Origin of the sequence: Nonomuraea sp. CA-218870 (genome assembly GCF_050936535.1) — a bacterium.
In the GTDB taxonomy this organism is placed as follows: Bacteria; Actinomycetota; Actinomycetes; order Streptosporangiales; family Streptosporangiaceae; genus Nonomuraea; species Nonomuraea corallina.
On sequence record NZ_JBNJMN010000001.1, the window covers coordinates 3,928,186 to 3,944,442 of the forward strand.

18 protein-coding genes are annotated in these 16,257 nt (G+C 72.9%); 12 read left to right on the plus strand and 6 right to left on the minus strand.

Translation table 11 applies throughout. The annotated features are described in order from the left end of the window. Positions 1-33 precede the first annotated feature (33 nt). The 5 genes from ACQEUU_RS18990 to ACQEUU_RS19010 all read left to right on the plus strand — a co-directional run bounded on the left by ACQEUU_RS18990 (position 34) and on the right by ACQEUU_RS19010 (position 6,241). Complete coding sequence (locus ACQEUU_RS18990; protein ID WP_433067715.1) at positions 34-1,125, plus strand: DUF2382 domain-containing protein; 1,092 nt, start codon at positions 34-36, stop codon at positions 1,123-1,125. Between the two features lie 552 nt (positions 1,126-1,677). Beyond that, the gene (locus ACQEUU_RS18995) at positions 1,678-1,887 is read left to right on the plus strand and encodes a hypothetical protein (protein ID WP_433067717.1); all 210 of its coding nucleotides are present in this window, start codon (positions 1,678-1,680) and stop codon (positions 1,885-1,887) included. Between the two features lie 137 nt (positions 1,888-2,024). Beyond that, positions 2,025-3,365, plus strand: coding sequence for an FAD-binding oxidoreductase (locus ACQEUU_RS19000; protein ID WP_433067718.1), 1,341 nt, complete (start codon positions 2,025-2,027; stop codon positions 3,363-3,365). Between the two features lie 90 nt (positions 3,366-3,455). Next, the gene (locus ACQEUU_RS19005; protein WP_433067719.1) at positions 3,456-5,120 is read left to right on the plus strand and encodes an MFS transporter; all 1,665 of its coding nucleotides are present in this window, start codon (positions 3,456-3,458) and stop codon (positions 5,118-5,120) included. After that, positions 5,111-6,241 carry an FAD-dependent monooxygenase gene (locus tag ACQEUU_RS19010; RefSeq protein WP_433067721.1) on the plus strand — a complete coding sequence of 377 codons (1,131 nt, stop codon included), beginning with the start codon at positions 5,111-5,113 and terminating at the stop codon, positions 6,239-6,241. Before ACQEUU_RS19005 ends, ACQEUU_RS19010 begins: the two co-directional genes overlap by 10 nt. Here the strand turns inward: ACQEUU_RS19010 and ACQEUU_RS19015 are convergent. Beyond that, on the minus strand, positions 6,225-7,325 hold the full coding sequence (locus ACQEUU_RS19015) for a serine hydrolase domain-containing protein (protein ID WP_433067722.1): 1,101 nt from the start codon (positions 7,323-7,325) through the stop codon (positions 6,225-6,227). The genes ACQEUU_RS19010 and ACQEUU_RS19015 overlap by 17 nt on opposite strands. A 352-nt stretch (positions 7,326-7,677) precedes the next feature. Continuing rightward, positions 7,678-8,016, minus strand: coding sequence for a hypothetical protein (locus tag ACQEUU_RS19020; protein ID WP_433067724.1), 339 nt, complete (start codon positions 8,014-8,016; stop codon positions 7,678-7,680). A 70-nt stretch (positions 8,017-8,086) separates the two neighbouring features. On the opposite strand from ACQEUU_RS19020, the gene ACQEUU_RS19025 reads away from it, so the two are divergent. Both ACQEUU_RS19025 and ACQEUU_RS19030 read left to right on the plus strand, forming a co-directional pair. Further along, the gene (locus ACQEUU_RS19025) at positions 8,087-8,560 is read left to right on the plus strand and encodes a hypothetical protein (RefSeq protein WP_433067725.1); all 474 of its coding nucleotides are present in this window, start codon (positions 8,087-8,089) and stop codon (positions 8,558-8,560) included. Continuing rightward, the gene (locus tag ACQEUU_RS19030) at positions 8,557-8,982 is read left to right on the plus strand and encodes a hypothetical protein (protein ID WP_433067727.1); all 426 of its coding nucleotides are present in this window, start codon (positions 8,557-8,559) and stop codon (positions 8,980-8,982) included. Before ACQEUU_RS19025 ends, ACQEUU_RS19030 begins: the two co-directional genes overlap by 4 nt. Before the next feature lie 84 nt (positions 8,983-9,066). Here the strand turns inward: ACQEUU_RS19030 and ACQEUU_RS19035 are convergent, their stop codons facing one another. Beyond that, positions 9,067-9,924, minus strand: a complete 858-nt coding sequence (locus tag ACQEUU_RS19035) for a helix-turn-helix domain-containing protein (protein WP_433067728.1) — start codon at positions 9,922-9,924, stop codon at positions 9,067-9,069. A 133-nt stretch (positions 9,925-10,057) separates the two neighbouring features. Here ACQEUU_RS19035 and ACQEUU_RS19040 point away from each other — a divergent pair, with 133 nt between their 5' ends. Continuing rightward, positions 10,058-11,050 carry an aldo/keto reductase gene (locus tag ACQEUU_RS19040; protein ID WP_433067730.1) on the plus strand — a complete coding sequence of 331 codons (993 nt, stop codon included), beginning with the start codon at positions 10,058-10,060 and terminating at the stop codon, positions 11,048-11,050. A 16-nt stretch (positions 11,051-11,066) separates the two neighbouring features. Here the strand turns inward: ACQEUU_RS19040 and ACQEUU_RS19045 are convergent, their stop codons facing one another. From ACQEUU_RS19045 to ACQEUU_RS19055, 3 genes are all read right to left on the minus strand, one after another. Continuing rightward, the gene (locus ACQEUU_RS19045) at positions 11,067-11,666 is read right to left on the minus strand and encodes a pentapeptide repeat-containing protein (RefSeq protein WP_433067732.1); all 600 of its coding nucleotides are present in this window, start codon (positions 11,664-11,666) and stop codon (positions 11,067-11,069) included. A 160-nt stretch (positions 11,667-11,826) separates the two neighbouring features. After that, positions 11,827-12,930 (minus strand): cation:proton antiporter, encoded by a 1,104-nt coding sequence (locus ACQEUU_RS19050; protein WP_433067734.1) that lies wholly within the window; start codon positions 12,928-12,930, stop codon positions 11,827-11,829. A 62-nt stretch (positions 12,931-12,992) separates the two neighbouring features. Then, positions 12,993-13,403 carry a cation:proton antiporter regulatory subunit gene (locus ACQEUU_RS19055; RefSeq protein WP_433067736.1) on the minus strand — a complete coding sequence of 137 codons (411 nt, stop codon included), beginning with the start codon at positions 13,401-13,403 and terminating at the stop codon, positions 12,993-12,995. A 210-nt stretch (positions 13,404-13,613) separates the two neighbouring features. Here ACQEUU_RS19055 and ACQEUU_RS19060 point away from each other — a divergent pair, with 210 nt between their 5' ends. The 4 genes from ACQEUU_RS19060 to ACQEUU_RS19075 all read left to right on the plus strand — a co-directional run bounded on the left by ACQEUU_RS19060 (position 13,614) and on the right by ACQEUU_RS19075 (position 16,254). Further along, on the plus strand, positions 13,614-14,276 hold the full coding sequence (locus ACQEUU_RS19060) for a response regulator transcription factor (RefSeq protein WP_433067738.1): 663 nt from the start codon (positions 13,614-13,616) through the stop codon (positions 14,274-14,276). Between the two features lie 94 nt (positions 14,277-14,370). Continuing rightward, positions 14,371-14,778 (plus strand): ATP-binding protein, encoded by a 408-nt coding sequence (locus ACQEUU_RS19065; RefSeq protein ID WP_433067740.1) that lies wholly within the window; start codon positions 14,371-14,373, stop codon positions 14,776-14,778. Positions 14,779-14,824: 46 nt separating this feature from the next. Continuing rightward, complete coding sequence (locus ACQEUU_RS19070; RefSeq protein ID WP_433067741.1) at positions 14,825-15,871, plus strand: PAS domain-containing sensor histidine kinase; 1,047 nt, start codon at positions 14,825-14,827, stop codon at positions 15,869-15,871. After that, positions 15,868-16,254 carry a response regulator gene (locus tag ACQEUU_RS19075; RefSeq protein WP_433067743.1) on the plus strand — a complete coding sequence of 129 codons (387 nt, stop codon included), beginning with the start codon at positions 15,868-15,870 and terminating at the stop codon, positions 16,252-16,254. Before ACQEUU_RS19070 ends, ACQEUU_RS19075 begins: the two co-directional genes overlap by 4 nt. Positions 16,255-16,257 lie beyond the last annotated feature (3 nt).

Below are 16,257 nucleotides of genomic sequence, written 5' to 3' on the forward strand. Positions count from 1 at the left end.
CGGCACGAGCAATTCGGGGGAATCGTCGTGGCTATGCAGACAGAGATCCGGAGTTTGTTCGAGTGCGACGTCATCGGCTCCGATGGCCAGCGCGTCGGCAAGGTCGGCCAGGTCTACCTCAGTGACCGTACGGGAAAGCCGGAATGGGTGACGGTGCGTACCGGAATGTTCGGTATGAAGCAGAGTTTCGTGCCGCTGGTCGGTGCGCGCCGGACCGGTGACGAGCTGCGCGTCGCGTTCGACAAGGAGACCATCAAGGGTGCGCCCAACATCGACGCGGACGATCGCCTGACCCTTGAGGAGGAGGCGGGGCTCTACCGCTACTACGGCATGCAGCCGTCCGACATCCCCGCGCAGCGCAGGCCGGAGAGCGGGACCGACACCACGACCGGAAGCGACACGACCGGAAGCGACACGACCGGAAGCGCCACGACCGGGAGCGCCACGACCGGTGCGGCGGCCGGGAGCGCGGCGGGGGCGGCGGCCGGCAGCGAGCAGCTGAGCCGCGAGCAGGACCGCGAGTCGCAGAGTCACGAGCCGCGGGGATTCGCGCCCGGGAGCCAGGGAGCGCAGGGCCGCGAGCCGCAGGGCCGCGAGCCGCAGAGCCGCGAGTCGCTGAGCCGCGAACCGCTGACCCCTCAGGCGCAGGGCCGCGAGCCGCTGAGCCGCGAGGCGCGGGACCTGCGCGGGGAGGGCGTCAGCGACATCGACATGACGCGTTCCGAGGAGCGGATGCACGTCGGCAAGGAGAGGAGAGAGGCGGGTCACGTCCGGCTGCGCAAGTACGTGGAGACCGAGGACGTCCAGGAGAGCGTCCCGCTGGAGCACGACGAGGTCGTGATCGAGCGCGAGCCGATCACCGGCGGCGTGCCCCAGGAGGGTCGCGAGCTGGCCGAGGACGAGGAGTCCATCACCCTGTACGAGGAGCGCCCGGTCATCGCCAAGGAGACCACGCCCGTCGAGCGCGTGCGCATGCACAAGGAGCACGTGCGCAGCGAGGAGACGGTGAAGGGGACCGTCCGCAAGGAGCGGTTCGAGGTCGACCGCGACGGCACCACCCTCGAGGAGCGCTCGGAGGACCGGCCCGAGGGACCGGAGGGATCTCAGGGACCTGGCCGTAGCTGACGGCGGAAGCGCCGGGGACCCTTCCGGATCAGGCGAGAGCGCACGGCCGCCGCGCTCTCGCCTCGGCGTGGGTGGAAGCAGCCCGGCGGAGAAAGATCCGGTCGTTAATCCCCGAAAACGGTCAGGGCTGATCGTGTTCGCGGCCTGTCACGACCCGTAACTCCGTGGCCTCTCTCTTACCCTCCCGCAAGGTAGCCGCGCCTGACCTTCGGGTTACATGCCGACGGGCCGTCCCGCGCCCCCTCCGGAGGCGGCATCCCCTTTCCGAGCACCAGTGGAACGGTTGTGCGCGGTGGTGGACGGGCGTGCCTGGAGGGTCCTGGGGCCCGGTGTGAGGTCGACGAGAGCATTCCAACGCGTTCGTTAAGTGGTAGTTGACAGTTGGGCGGCAAAGGGCAGGATAAGGGCGGAACAATTAGTTCAGGGTTTACAGAGCACTTCTGCGATCTCGTGAAGTGGGAGGAGGCCGGCCACATGAGGGCAACCCCCGGCGGCGCCGCACCGACGTCACGGCCGACCGCGACCCAGAACCCGTTCGGTAGGAGCCCCGCCATGCACGTCCACCCCGATTACCGCCATCCCTATGACGGCGACCGGCAGCCGCCCAGGCCGCGTCTGGCCGTCTACGACCACCTGGACGACACCGCCGCAACGGAGCCGACCGAGGCCGACACGCAGGTCACCGAACGGCTCTGGCAGATCCGGGAGATATCCAACAGGGCCATCGGGTCGATCGACGACCTGCTCAAGCACACCGCCTGATCGCGAACCACGAGGGGGGAGACCCGGCGAAGCGGCCGGTGACCCGCGGGGAATGTCTCGGCTCACCAAGGAGTGTCATGCAAGGTCACACGCGACTGGCGTCAGCAGTACGCGATGTCGGAGCACACCGCGCGCGAATGATCGCGGGTGTCGCGCGGCCCCAGAACGTCGACGAGGTCCGCGCCGTCGTGCGGCGGGCCGCCGTCGAAGGGCGCCGGTTATACCCCTTGAGCACCGGGCGCAACTGGGGCATGGGCTCCGGCGTTCCGTCCAAGGATGACAACGTGGTCATCGACCTCAGCGCCATGAACCGCATCCGCAGCCTCGACCTGGAGAACGGCTTCGCCGTCATCGAGCCCGGCGTGACCCAGCGCCAGCTCGCCGAGGAACTGCGCGACACCGACTGGCTGCTCAACGTCACCTCCTCGTGCGCCGACAGCTCCGTGGTGGGCAACGCGCTGGAGCGCGGCGACGGCTCGATCCGCTCCCGCGTGCACGACCTCGCGGGGGTGGAGGCCGTACTCGCCGACGGCAGCCTCGTCAGCACCGGCGGGCTGGACCAGTGGGGCCGCTACCGCGGCCACATCGCCGGACCCGACCTGACCGGCGCGTTCGTCCAGCACAACCTCGGCATCGTCACCGCCGGCGTCATCGCGCTGGTGCCCCGCCCGCAGGCGATCGGGCTGGTGCACGCCCGCATCCCGCGCGACCAGGCCGGCCGGGCCGTGGCCGCCGTGCGATCGTTCCTGCGCCGCGGCAACCCGGCGGAAGGACTGCTGCGGGTGCGTGAGCTGGCGCTGACGCCCAGCCGCGGCGGCTGGATGCTCCCCGACGGGATGGACCCGGAACTGCTCACCATCGTCGGCCCGCTGCTCGGCAGCGGCGAGACCGTCCGCCTGGCCGAGGAACTGCTCCGCAAGCACCTGCTGGAGGTCGAAGGCGCCGAAGGGCTGCGCGTCCTCGACGCCGCCGCCGTGAGCCCCGACGACCCCCTCTACCCGCGGGCCCTCATGGCTCAGGGCATCCCGACCTGCATGAGCGTGCACAACGCGCTCGGCGTCAGCTCCTGCGACGACGTCGACTCCGGGCCGATCGGGTTCCTGGCCCTGCTGCCCAAGCTGCCGATGGACGAGACCTCCACGGAGAACATCCTGACCGTGCTGCGCGCCGCCGCCGAGTGCAACGCCACCGCGGCCGCGATGGAGTGGAACATGGTCAGCAGGAACCTCGCCAACGGCGTCATCCAGATCTTCTTCGACCGCAACGTGCCGGACGCGCCGGCCCGCGCCCACCGGTTCCGCCAGGACGCCAACGGCCTGCTGCGCGGCTACGGGTGCCCGATCTACCGCTCCGACATCGACAACTCCGCCGCCGACGTCTACGCGCAGTCCTCCACCGCGACCCTGGCCATGCTCTACCGGCTCAAGGGCGCGCTGGACCCGTACGGGCTGCTGTCGCCGGGACGCTACAGCGCCTGACGGCACGGGCGGCGGGACACGAAGCACCACCGCCGCCCGGTGCGCCGGGCGGCGGGAACCGACATCCGGGCTCTCATGGAGGTGGCCACGTTGCGTCAGTCGCCAGTCGTCGAGGTGGGGGCATACCCGGTGGCGCGGAAGCCCGCACGCGGACGCGGCACGCTGCTGCGGCTGGTGGGCGCCGGCGTCATGTTCACCGTCATGGCCGACACCACGGCCACCACCCTGGCCGTGGGCCTCATGCAGCACGGCGACGCCGGCAACACCCTGCCGCTGAGCGACCTGCTCTGGCTGACCAGCGCCGCGTTCGTGCCGATCGCCGCCCTGCTCGCCACGGCCGGACGCTGGGCGGACCTGTTCGGCCGCCGCCGCGTCCTGGTCATCGGGCTCGTCATCTTCGTCCTCGGCGGGCTCGCCACACTCACCGTGCCCGACTGGCCGATGGTGCTCGCGGCCAGGGCGGCGCAGGGAGTCGGCGCCGCCGCGATGATCCCCGCCAGTCTCGCCGTGCTCCTCGGCGAGCTGCCCGAACACCAGCGGCGCGGCGCCATCGCGCTGTGGAGCTCCGCCTCCGGCCTCGGCTGCCTGCTCATGCAGGCGGGCGGCGGCTGGCTGGCCACCGGGTTCGGCTGGCGGGCGCTGTTCGCGCCGGTCGTCGTCACCGGCATGCTCCTGCTGCTCGCCGCCACCTGGCTGCCCCCCGGCCTGCCCGCCCGCCGCGACGGCGCGCCCAGGACCCGGCCCGACATGCTCGGGGCGGTCCTGCTGACCCTCTCGATCGGGGCCATGGTGCTGGCCATCTCCAAGGCGACCACGTGGGGCATGACCTGCGCCTACCTGGCCGGCGGCGCCGTCGTCACGCTCGCCCTGGCGCTCCTGCGGTCCGGGCGGCACCGGGTGCCCGCCCTCGACCTGACGCTGTGGCGCCGGCCCGGCTTCGCCTGGGGCTGGCTGGCGACCTGGGGGTTCGGCGTCCTGTCGTACGGGCTGCTCGCGCTCCAGCCGCTCTACCTCCTGCACCTCGGCTTCCCCATGCTGGAGGTCGCGCTCTGGCTCACGCCCACCTCCGTGGCCGTGGCGGTGACCGCGTGGCTGGGCGGCAAGGTCGTACGCAAGCTGGGCCCGTACGGGCTCATCTACGTCGGCGCCACCGTGTGCGGCGGCTCCTGCGTCGTGGCGCTGGCGCAGAGCGGTCCGACGCTGTGGGGGCTCGCGGCGAGTGTCGGCGTGGGCGTCGGGGTGGGGGCGCTGGCGCCGGGCACCTCCATGGCCACCACCCTGGCCGCCCAGCCGCACCAGTACGCCTCCGCGGTGGGCGCGGCCGTCATGTCCCGCATGGTCGGCGGCGCCTTGGGCGTCGCCACCGTGTCGGTCGTCATCGGCCACCCCTTCATGGCGGGGCCCATGGGCGGGCTGTCCAGCGCGCTGGCGGTGTGCGTGGCCGTCTCCGTGCTGGTCGGCACGATCGCGCTGATCAAGATGCTGCGGATGCCGCACGCGACCGGCGAGGTCATGGTGCTGGTGCCGCGCCGGATGCTGCTGGAGCTGCGCACGCAGCTCGCCACGGTGGCGGCCGAGGCCGACGCGCTGCTGCCGGTCCAGCCCGCCGCCGGCCACCCCGCGGTCCCCCCGCAGGCCGTTCCATCCCAGGTGGCACGGGGCCAGGCCCACGCCATGAGGCCAGGCTCGCAACCCCGCGTGCACGGGGGCACGCGTCTCGCAAGAACATCAGAAGGGCTCTCAACATGGCAATGACGACAACCTGCGACGTGGCGATCGTCGGCGCCGGGCTCGGCGGCTGCTTCCTGGCCCTGCTCCTGGGCCGCAACGGCCACAACGTCGTCGTCGTGGAACAGGGACCGGCCATCCCGGCCGCCGGCGCCGACTTCGTCAAGCGCCCCGGCATGGGGGTCCTGGCCCGGCACGGGCTCGGGAGCCTGGTGGAACGGCACGCGCTCAAACGCGACATCGTCCGCTACTACCACGACGGCGAGGCGATCCAGGAATGCCGTTACCCCGACGGCTTCCTCATCCGCCCCTACCGCGAGCTGGTCGAGGTCATCTACTCGTGCTGCTCGATGCAGGGCGTGGAGTTCTGGTTCGACTCGCAGATCGAGCGCCTGGAGCACGACGGCGAGCGGGTGGCGCGGCTGGTGCTGGCCGACGGCCGGGAGCTGCGGCCCGGCGTCGTCATCGCCGCCGACGGCTCCCGCTCGATGGTGCGCCAGGCGCTCGGCATCACCCAGGAGACCTCCGCCTACCCCCACATCATGCGGGTGGCGACCGTGCCGCTGACCGCCAGCGTCGCCCGGCTCAACCGGCTCTACTTCAACTCCGACGGCTGGTTCAGCTACCTGTACCCGATCAACGAGGAACAGGCCCGCGTGTTCATCGGCCTGCCACTCGAGGACGAGCGCGAGGTGTTCGCCGACGGCCTGGCCGTGGACGCGATCAAGGACCTCGTCACCGACAACGACGACGCCTACGACGTGCTCGGCCCCGCCCACTGGCAGCGCATCCCGGTGTCGGCCATGCGCGTGCCGGCCTACCACAGGGGCAACGCCGCCCTGCTCGGGTCGGCCGCGTTCGCCTGCCATCCGATGACCGGCATGGGCATGAGCTACACCATGCACGACGCGGAGATCCTCGCCGGGGTCATCGGCGCGGCGGAGGGCGACCCGGTGCTGCTGGAGAAAGGGCTGGAGACCGCGTACGAGCCGCGCAGGCACGCGCACGCCGAGCTGATCGGGTACGGCGACGCGCTGGCGGGCACCTTCCACGACAAGGCGGCCTACCTCGGCGTGTTCCGCGAGGACCTGCACGTGTTCGGCGACACCGAGCCGACCGGCGGCGGGTACGTCACCGTGCTGCGCTGAGCACCGCCGCGCCGATCCGGTCCACGGTGGCGAAGTCACCGGGGGTGATGCGGTTCTTCATGATCCCGACGGCCAGCCCGGTCCCGGTGTCGGCGAAGGCCGCGGTGCCGCCGCTGCCCGGCATGCCGAACACCGTGGGCGCCGACAGCGCGGGGCTGAGCCCGATCGCGTAGCCCAGCCCCCAGCCGGCCGGCGCCCCGGTGACCTCGTCCGTGCCGCTCACCGCGGGAGCCGACAGCTCACGCAGCCGCGCCGGCGACACCAGCTCGCCAGACAGCAGCGCGTCGTACACGCGCGCGACCGCGCGGGCCGTCATCGTGCCGCCGGCCGGGATCTCCGCGGTGAGCACGTCGCGCCGGTTGCTGAACGCGGCGTCCGGCATCGCCGCCGCCGGCGCCGCCGTGTAACCGCCCACCACCCGGAAGAACGGGATCATGTCCCGCATCGCGTCCGGCAGCGGCGGCGGCGGGGCCACCTCCTCGATCCGCGCCAGCCTGCCCAGCTCCGCCTCCGGCACGGCGCAGAACAGCTCACCCGAGACGCCGAGCGGCCCGGCCACCTCCTCCTCCAGCACCTGCGAGAACCGCTTGCCGGTGGCCCGGCGCACCACCTCGCCCAGGAGATAGCCGAAGGTCTGCGGGTGGTAGCCGCACCGGGTGCCCGGCTCCCACCACGGCTCGGCGCCGGCGATCGCCGCGCACATCCCGTCCCAGTCGGCCAGGTCCTCCGGCGTCGTCGCCACGGGCACGCCCGGCACCCCGGCCTGGTGGGAGAGCGCGTGACGGATCGTCGCCCGCTCCTTGCCGTGCGCGCCGAACTCCGGCCACAGCTCGGCGATCGGCGTGTCGTAGTCCAGCGCGCCCCGCTCGGCCAGCACGTGCACCACGGCCGCGGTGACGCCCTTGCCGGTCGAGGTCGCGTACACGGGGGTGTCGGACGTGAACGGCCGCCCCGTCTCCGCGTCCGCCACCCCGGCCACCACGTCCGCCAGCAGCTCGCCCCGCCGGAAGACGGCGATCTGCAGCCCGCGCTCCGCGCCCGACGCCACCAGCTCGTCGGCGATCTCCTGCACGATCTTCCGCATCAGGTCTCCCTCTCGTGAGTCGGCCCCTATAAGACCGCCCCGGCCCCGGAAAGTCACCGCCCTCTTCTGACCGGGCCCTCACCATCCACCCGCCGGCCCGACCCTCACCGGGCCTCCACCATGCGTACGCCGGATTGGGTCGTACCGTATCGGGTCCCCGCCATGCGCACGTCGGACCAAACTCCACCGTCATCCTTCCGGCTGACGGAAACGGAGCCGGGGCACCGAGCATCCCCGCGCGGCGCCCCGCATCGGGTAGTCCACCGCCCGGCGGATTGTCCGCCGTCTCACCGCGCCACGCGTTCCCCCCGCGCAGGGGTTTCCCGAGCCCGGTTTTCACGGGTGGGGTGGGTCAGCGGGTGGTGGGGTCGGGCTCGGTGACGGTCGTGGGGCGAGGGCGGGCCGCCGCGGTGACCACGAGTTCGGCCTGTCCGGGGAGTTCCGTCACGTCGAACCCCGCCGCGCAGAGGATCGTCCGTAAGGCGAGCCGTACGGCCGTCCAGATCGTGTCGTGACGGGCAGGCTCACGGGAGGGGTCACGGGAGGGGACGCTCCAGCGCACCACCACCCCGCGCTCGGGATCGGGCCACACGCTGAGGCCGCCGTCGGCCGGCCTGCGCGACGGCTCCACCGCGAACCCGGCATCCTTGAGCTCCCGGCACACCAGGTTCTCCAGCTCCGCCACGTCCATGGCACATGGCTGCCCGGCACCGCCCGCCGCGAACCTAACCTCAGGTGCGACCGCCCTACCCGTCCGTACGATGATGATCCTGCTGATCCGGGAAGCGGTGGAGACCGCCCGCCGATGGGTGCGCGACGAGGGCGCCCGCCTGCCCGGCTTCGGCGGCGCGTTCCTGACCGGGTCGGCCCTGTGGGCGCCGCCCGGCGCCGGGTTGCCGCCGGACTCCGACGTGGACGTCATGGTCGTGCTCGACACGCCCGCCGGCCACGGGCGCAAGTTCCGGTACGGGGGAGCGCTCCTGGAGGTGTCGTTCCTGCCCGCCGATCAGGTGGCGTCGGCCGATGACGTGCTGCGCCACTACCACCTGGCCGGAGCCTTCCACCGGCCGGGCGTGCCGGCCGACCCCACCGGGCGGCTGTCGGCGCTCCAGCGGGAGGTGGCCCGCCGGTTCGCCGAGCGGCGCTGGGTGCCGGCCCGCTGCGAACACGCCCTGGAGACGATCCGCGCCCGGCTGGCCGCCGTCGGACACCCGGCCCGCCGGTCCGGCAGGTGAACGCGTGGCTGTTCGGCACCGGGGTGACGGCGCACGCCCTGCTGGTCGCCGGGCTGCGCAACCCGACCGTCCGCCGCAGGTACGTGGCCGCCGGGGAACTGCTCGCCGCCCGCGGCCTCGCCGACCGGCACGAGCACCTCCTCGGCCTGCTCGGCTGCGCGGCCATGACCCGGCAGCGGGTTCTGCGGCATCTGCGCGGGCTGGAGGCGCTCTTCGACACGGCCGCGCGGGTGGACGCTCCCGGGTACGCCTTCGACTCCGACATCACCGTCACCGCCCGGCCGGTCGCCATCGACGGCACCCGGGCTCTCATCGACGCCGGCCTGCACCGGGAGGCGGTGTTCTGGCTGGTGGCCACGTACGCGCGCTGTCTGCTCCCGGACCTCCGGCGAACCGCCGGCCACCTGGCCCCGCCCACCTGACCACCCGGCCAGAGCGGTGCTGGGCGGAGTGAACGGCGGGGGCGGACCGGGGTGCCGGAGTGAGGGAAGGGTGTGGGGCGGTCGTCAGGCGGTGATGGCGTGGAGGGCGCCGGGGTGGCGGCCGGTCAGGTGGTCCAGGGCCGTGGCGGTCGCCTCGTCGGCGGGAAGGTGGACGACCAGCCGCTGGTCGGCGTCCGCCAGGTCGAGGGACTCCGTCACCAGCCGGAGCTCGCCCGCGACCGGATGAACCAGCAGCTCCCGCTGCGGCGACGCGACCGGCGCCGACGGGGTGGACAGCAGCCCGGTGAACGCCGCCCCGGCCGTGATCGTCAACTCCTCCACGAGGTCGTCGGCGTGCGCGTCGCCCATGGCGGTCGCCAGCCGCAGCGCGGTGGCCTGCCCGGCGGCCACCGTGTCCCACTCGGGGAAGGCGGCCCGCGCCCGGGGGTCGGTGAACACGTAGCGGGCCAGGTTGGGCCGGTCACCGTCGAGGACGCCCAGCGCCTCCACCGTCCGGGCGTATCCGGCGGTGTGGGCCAGCACGTCCGACAGCCGGTTGAGCAGGACGGCCGGGGCCGGCTCCAGCCGGTCGAGCAGCGCGCGGAGCGTGGGCCGCACCGCCCGCGCGGGGGAGGGCAGGACGGAGGGGCAGAGCAGGGCGTCGCCGCTGACCAGCTTGGCGAGCTGGCGCAGGTGCAGCCGTTGCTCGAAGCCCAGCCCGAACGCGTCGGCGAGCGCGCCCAGCACCTGGGCGGACGGGTTGCGGTCGCGTCCCTGCTCCAGCCGGGTGAGGTACTCGACGCTGATGCCCGCCAGCGTCGCCACCTCGGCCCGGCGCAGCCCCGGTGTCCGGCGCCGTGACGTCTCCGGCAGGCCGACGTCGCCCGGCCTGACCGCTTCCCGGAGACCGCGCAGATAGGCGGCCAGCTCGTTCGCGCTCACGCGAGGCAGTCTAGGCGCGACGGCTCGCCCTTAGCGTGGCCCTGCCAGGGCCAGTCTCCGCCCGGTCTCCCCGCCGGGCCGCCGCTGCGCGAGCGTGGATCCCGTACGGAAGCAGCGATGAGGAGAGATGGCCATGCGTTACAGGTTGCTCGGGCGTACGGGGTTGCGGGTGTCGGAATTGTTCCTCGGCGCCATGACGTGGCGGGCGGTGACGCCCGAGGTGCGCCGGATGCTGGACCTGTACGACGAGGCGGGGGGCAACGTCGTCGACACGGCGTCCGCCTACGGCGAGTCGGAGAGCGTGGTCGGCGAGCTGCTGGAGGGGAGGCGGGACCGGTTCGTGGTCGCCACCAAGTACACGCTGACCCGCGACGACCGGGACCTCAACGCGGCGGGGAACCACCGCAAGAACCTCGTGCTGTCCCTGGAGCGGAGCCTGCGGCGGCTGCGCACCGACTACGTGGACCTGCTGTGGGCGCACGTCTGGGACCGGCACACGCCGATCGAGGAGACGATGCGGGCCCTCGACGACCTGGTGCGGGCGGGCAAGGTGCTGTACGTCGGCATGTCGGACGCGCCGGCGTGGGTGGTGAGCAGGGCCAACACGCTGGCGGAGTGGCGCGGGTGGACGCCGTTCGCCGGGCTGCAGGTGCCGTACAGCCTGCTCTGGAGGGACGTCGAGCGTGAGCTGCTGCCGATGGCGGAGGAGTCGGGCCTGACCGTGGCCGCCTGGCGGACGCTCGAACGCGGTGTGCTGTCGGGCAGGTACACCGCCGGACCGGTGTCCGGGGCGTCCACCCGGGTAACGCCAGGCGCGGTGACGGAACGCGAGCACAGGGCGGCCAGGGCCGTCCTGGACGCGGCGGCGGAGCTGGGCGTCACGCCGGCGCAGGTGGCGATCGCCTGGACCCGGGCCCGCTCGCGCGTGGTGCACCCCATCGTCGGCGCCAGCTCCCCGGACCAGCTCGCCGACGATCTCGCCGCCGTGGACGTCACGCTCCCGGAGGAGGTCGTGAACCGCCTGTCCGACGCCGCTCCCTTCACCCGCGGCTTCCCCGCCGACTTCATCGCCGAGTGCGCCCCGGTCTTCGGCGCCGCCTACGACCGCCTCGACGGCCGCCCCTGACCCCGGTGACGGCTCGTCACGGCAGGACCCGCAACCCCATGGCGGTGACGATCACCGCGGCCTGGTCGGGGTCGACGGTGGCCTTGTCGAGCGTGACCGTCTGGGGGTCGAGGGTGCTCAGATCGCTGCCGCGCAGGTCGCAGGAGGTGAGGTCGGCCCCGCGGAGCGCCGCGCCGGTGAGGTCGCAGCCGCGCAGGGCTGCGCCTTCCAGCTTGGCCCCCGACAGGTCGGCCTCGCGCAGGCGGACCCCGTCGAACGTGCTGCCCCGCAGGTCGGCGCGGGTCAGCGAGGTGAAGGACCAGTCGCCGCCGTCGACCTTGAGCAGCCCGAAGGTGCACCCCGCGAACGAGCTGCCCGTCAGCTTGCAGCCGGTGAACGAGGCGTCGAAGAACGAGCAGCCGCGGAACGCGCACGTGAGGAAGGCGGCGTTCTCGTGCGCCGACACGTTGAACCGCACGTCGCTGAACGTGCACTCCTCGAAGACGGCGCCCTCGTCGGCCAGCTCCATCAGGTCGAGGTCGACGAACCGGACCCGCTGGAAGGTCTCGCCGCGCAGGTCGCGGTCGTCCCAGTCGCCGGGGCCGATCGTGACGTCGGCCGTCACCCTGGACGTCATGGCGCTCGACCCCCCGCCGATCCGATCACGACCGCGGGCGCCCCGCGCCCGGTCCGCTCGTCCACCGTCCCGCCTCCTTCGCATGGCCGGAGGCCAGACTCGCACGCCTCACCGACAGTTCCGGGCGGCGGCGGCCTCCGGCGCGAAGCCCTCGCGGGGGTCAGGCGCGTCTGGCGATGGCCTCGAAGAGGGGCTGGACGAGCTTGGCCGCCAGAGGGCCGAAGGCGGCGAGGATGAGCACGTACGCGGCCGCGAGAGGACCCAGGTCCGGATGGGCGCCGGCGGCCACCGCCAGGCCGGCGATGACGATGTTGAACTCGCCGCGCGGCACCAGCGCGATGCCGGCCCTGGCCTGACCGGCCTTGGAGATGCCGGCCCGTCTGGCCGCGTAGATGCCCGTCGCCAGCTTCGTCAGCATGCTGACCAGGGCCAGGGCGGCGGCGATGCCCGCCACCGGGAGGATCTTCGTCGGGTCGGTCTGGAGGCCGAAGAAGACGAAGAACACCGCCGCGAACAGGTCGCGCAGCGGCGCCAGCAGCGCCTGCGCGTCGTGCGCGAGCTGCCCCGACAGGGCGATCCCGACGAGGAACGCGCCGACCGCCGCCGACACCTGCAGCTGCTGCGCGATCCCGGCCACCAGCAGCGCCAGGCCCACGATCTTCAGCAGCAGCACCTCGTTGTTGGGGCTGGCGACGAACGCCTCGATCCACTTGCCGAACCGCAGCGCGACGAGCAGCACCACCGTCACCGTGGCCAGCGCGATGCCGACGGTGATGGCCCCGCTGACCAGGCTGAGCCCGGCCAGGGTGGCGGTCAGGATGGGCAGGTAGAGCGCCATCGTGAGGTCTTCGAACACGAGCAGCGACAGCACGGTCGGCGTCTCGCGGTTGCCGATCCAGCCGAGGTCGCTCAGCACCTTGGCGGTGATGCCCGACGAGGTGGCGTACGTGACGCCGGCCATAGCCAGGGCGGCCACCGGCCCCCAGCCGAGCATCAGCGCCAGGATCGCGCCGGGCGCGGCGTTGAGCACCAGGTCGACGATGCCGGCCCGGGCGTTGCCCTTGAGGCTGGAGACCAGCTCGTCGGCGTTGTACTCCAGGCCCAGCGTCAGCAGCAGCAGGACGACGCCGATCTCCGCGCCGATGGAGATGAACTCCTCGCTGGTGGCCAGGGGCAGCACGCCGCCGGTGCCGAACGCGAGACCGGCGATCAGATAGAGAGGGATGGGGGAGATGCCCGCGCGCAGCGCCAGCGCGCCCAGCACGCCCAAACCGAGGAGAACGGCCCCGAACTCGAGGAAGATTATCGCGGTGTGATGCACCCGGCCTAGCCCTCTGCCAGGAGATCGCCGACTTCGGAGGTGCTGTCGGCACTGCCCACCACGACCACGATGTCACCGGCGGCGAGCACGAAGTCGGGGCCGGGGCTGGCGTAGACCTGCCCGCTGCGCACGATCGCGACGATCGACGCGTTCGTGCGGGTCCGCACCCGCGCGTCGCCCATCGGCCTGTTCACGTACGGCGAGCCGGCCGGCAGCGGAAGCTGGAGGCTGACGAGCCCCTCGACCTCCTGGTGCGCCTGGTTCAGCCGGGCCACGATGCGGGGCGCGCCGAGCAGCTCGACCAGGGCGTCGGCCTCCTCGTCGTTGAGCTTGACGACCTCGCAGGCGCGGTCGGGGTCGTCCTTGCTGTAGATGACGAGATCTCGCCGCCCCGTGCGGTGGGAGACCACTCCCACTCTGCGCCCGCTCTGTGTCGTGAACTCATGGCGCAGACCTATTCCCGGTAGCGCCGTCTGCTCGACCTCCACAGCTGTATCCCACCCATCCAGATGACTGAATAACGCGGGCAACCCTACCAATTCCCGACCATACGGTTCGTACCGATGCCCTGGGATACCTGGTGAACGGTAGTCTGCGAGACGGGATCCGACCTAGGGAGAGCATCCGTGTCACCCTCGCAGGAGCCGCTCGCGCCGGTCCGCGTACGGCTGATCCTCGTGGAGGACCACGACATGGTGGCGGAGGCGATCGCGCTGGCGCTCGGCGACGCCCCGGGCCTGGAGGTGGTGGCCCGGTGCGGCTCGGTGGCCGACGCCGTGGCCGCCGCCCGCGCCCACCGGCCCGGCGTGGTCGTGCTCGACCGGCGGCTGCCCGACGGCGACGGCATCGCGGCCATCGGCCGCATCACGCGGGAGGCCCCCGGCGTCCGCGTGCTCGTGCTGACCGGCGAGGCGTCGCCGCGGATCGCCGTGCGCGTGGTGGAGGCCGGCGGCGCGGGCCTGATGGAGAAGTCGTCCGGCCTGCGGGAGCTGGAGTGGGCGGTGCGCGAGGTGGCGGCGGGCGGCGTGGCCTTCGCCCCCGATCTGCTGCCCGCGGTACTCGACCAGCTCGCCGGCCGGGGGCGGGCCGGCGGGGACGGGCTGACCGGCCGGGAGCGGGAGACCCTCCACCTGCTCGCCGAGGGGGTGAGCACCGACCAGGTGAGCGAGCGGCTCGGCATCGCCCGCAACACCGCCCGCAACCACATCCAGCGGGTGCTGGAGAAGCTCGGGGCCCGGTCGAAGCTGGAGGCCGTGGCCATCGCCCGGCGCCGAGGGCTGCTCGACTGATGTGTTCGCACCAGCCCGGCATCCCGCAATCGCACCAAGAGGTCCGGCACGGTTGCGTCTCGCGGTCAAGCTTCGGGCGGCCGAAAGTAGAACCATGGCCACACGACTGGGCTCGGGCACGGTGGAACGCCACCTCGCCGAGGAGATGGGCAGCATCTCCGTCGCGCGGGAGGCCGCCCGCGACGCCCTGGCCGGGTGGGGCTACCGGGGCCGTGCGGAGGACGTCCTGCTCGTCGTGTCCGAGCTGGTCACCAACGCGCTCGTGCACGGCGCCGGAGGACCGACGCTGCGCATGACCGGCGGTCCCCGCCACGTCCGCGTCGAGGTCGGCGACCGCAGCGAGCAGGCCCCCGAGCCCAGGGCTCCCGGCCCGGCCGACGGCTGGGGCCTGCACGTCATCGAGGCACTGTGCACGTCCTGGGGGACGGACCGCCACGAGGGCGGGAAGGTGGTGTGGTGTGAGCTGGGGGCGCCGCTCTCCCTCGCCGCCGCCGCCCCCTGAGCGGATCGCGTTCCCGGCAGGGGCCGTCACCGTGCGAAGCTGCACTATGCGCGAGCACGAGAACGTCGACCTCGAACTCCTCCTGCAGAGCCTCGTAGACTATGCGATCTTCATGCTGGACTCCAGCGGCCACGTCCTGAGCTGGAACTCCGGCGCCCAGCGCATCAAGGGCTACACCGCCGGCCAGATCATCGGGCGGCACTTCTCCGTCTTCTACCCGCCGGACGACGTCGCCTCCGGCAAGCCCGGCCGCGGGCTGGAGATCGCCGTCGCCGAAGGCAGGTTCGAGGACGAGGGCTGGCGGGTGCGCGAGGACGGCACCCGGTTCTGGGCGAACGTCGTGATCACCGCGCTGCGCGACGACGACGGGCGGCTGCGCGGGTTCGGCAAGGTGACCCGCGACCTGAGCGAGCGGCGCAACGTCGAGCGGGCGCTGGACGAGCGCGGCCGGCTCCTGGCCCACCTGGTGCGGGCCCAGGAGGCCGAACGGCGGCGCATCGCCTGGGACGTGCACGACGACACCATCCAGTCGATGGTGGCGGTGGGCATGCGCCTGCAACTGCTCGCCTCCACGCTGCCCGCCGAGCACGCCGACGCCGTCATGCGGCTCAACGACACGGTCAACGCCGCCGTCGGCCGCCTGCGCAACCTCGCCTTCTACCTGCATCCGCCCGGCCTCGACAGCGGGGGCCTGGTCGAGACCCTGTCCGGATATGTGGAACAGGTCGCCTCCGGCGCCGGACTGGCCTACGAGCTCGTGCCCGACCTGGACGAGGAGCCGCCGCCCGAGGCCGCGATCACCGTGTTCCGCATCTGCCAGGAGGCTCTCACGAACGTCCGCAAGCACGCCCGCGCCTCCTCCGTACGGGTCCGGCTCGCCTCGGCGGACCACGGCGTGCACGTCAAGGTCGCCGACGACGGCGTCGGCTTCGCCGACCCGGGCGACCCCTCCGCCCGGCGCGGACACTTCGGCCTGATCGAGATGCGCGAGCGGGCCGAGATCTCCGGCGGCTGGTGGCAGCTCCACAGCCGGCCGGGGGCGGGGTCCACGGTGGAGTTCTGGGTGCCGGCCGTGCGCCCGGGGGTGCGATGAGCGGCGCCCCGGACCGGCTGACGATCCTCATCGGCGACGACCAGCCGCTGATCCGCGAGGCGCTCAAGGAGGTGCTGGCGGCCGAGCCCGACCTGGAGGTGGTCGCGGTCGCGGCCGACGCCCGCGAGGCGGTGCGGCTGGCGGCCGACCACGAGCCCGCGGTCGCCATCCTCGACGTGCGGATGCCGGGCGGAGGGGCGTGGGCGGCGGGGGAGATCCGCCGGCTGTCGCCCGCCACCCGGGTGGTGGCCTTCTCCGCCTACGGCGACTCCCACTCGGTCGACGAGATGCGCCGCGTCGGCGTGTGCGAGTACCTCCTCAAGGGGCTGCCCAACAGCGACATCGTGGCGGCCGTACGCAGGACGGCCGCCCGCTCCCGCTGACCC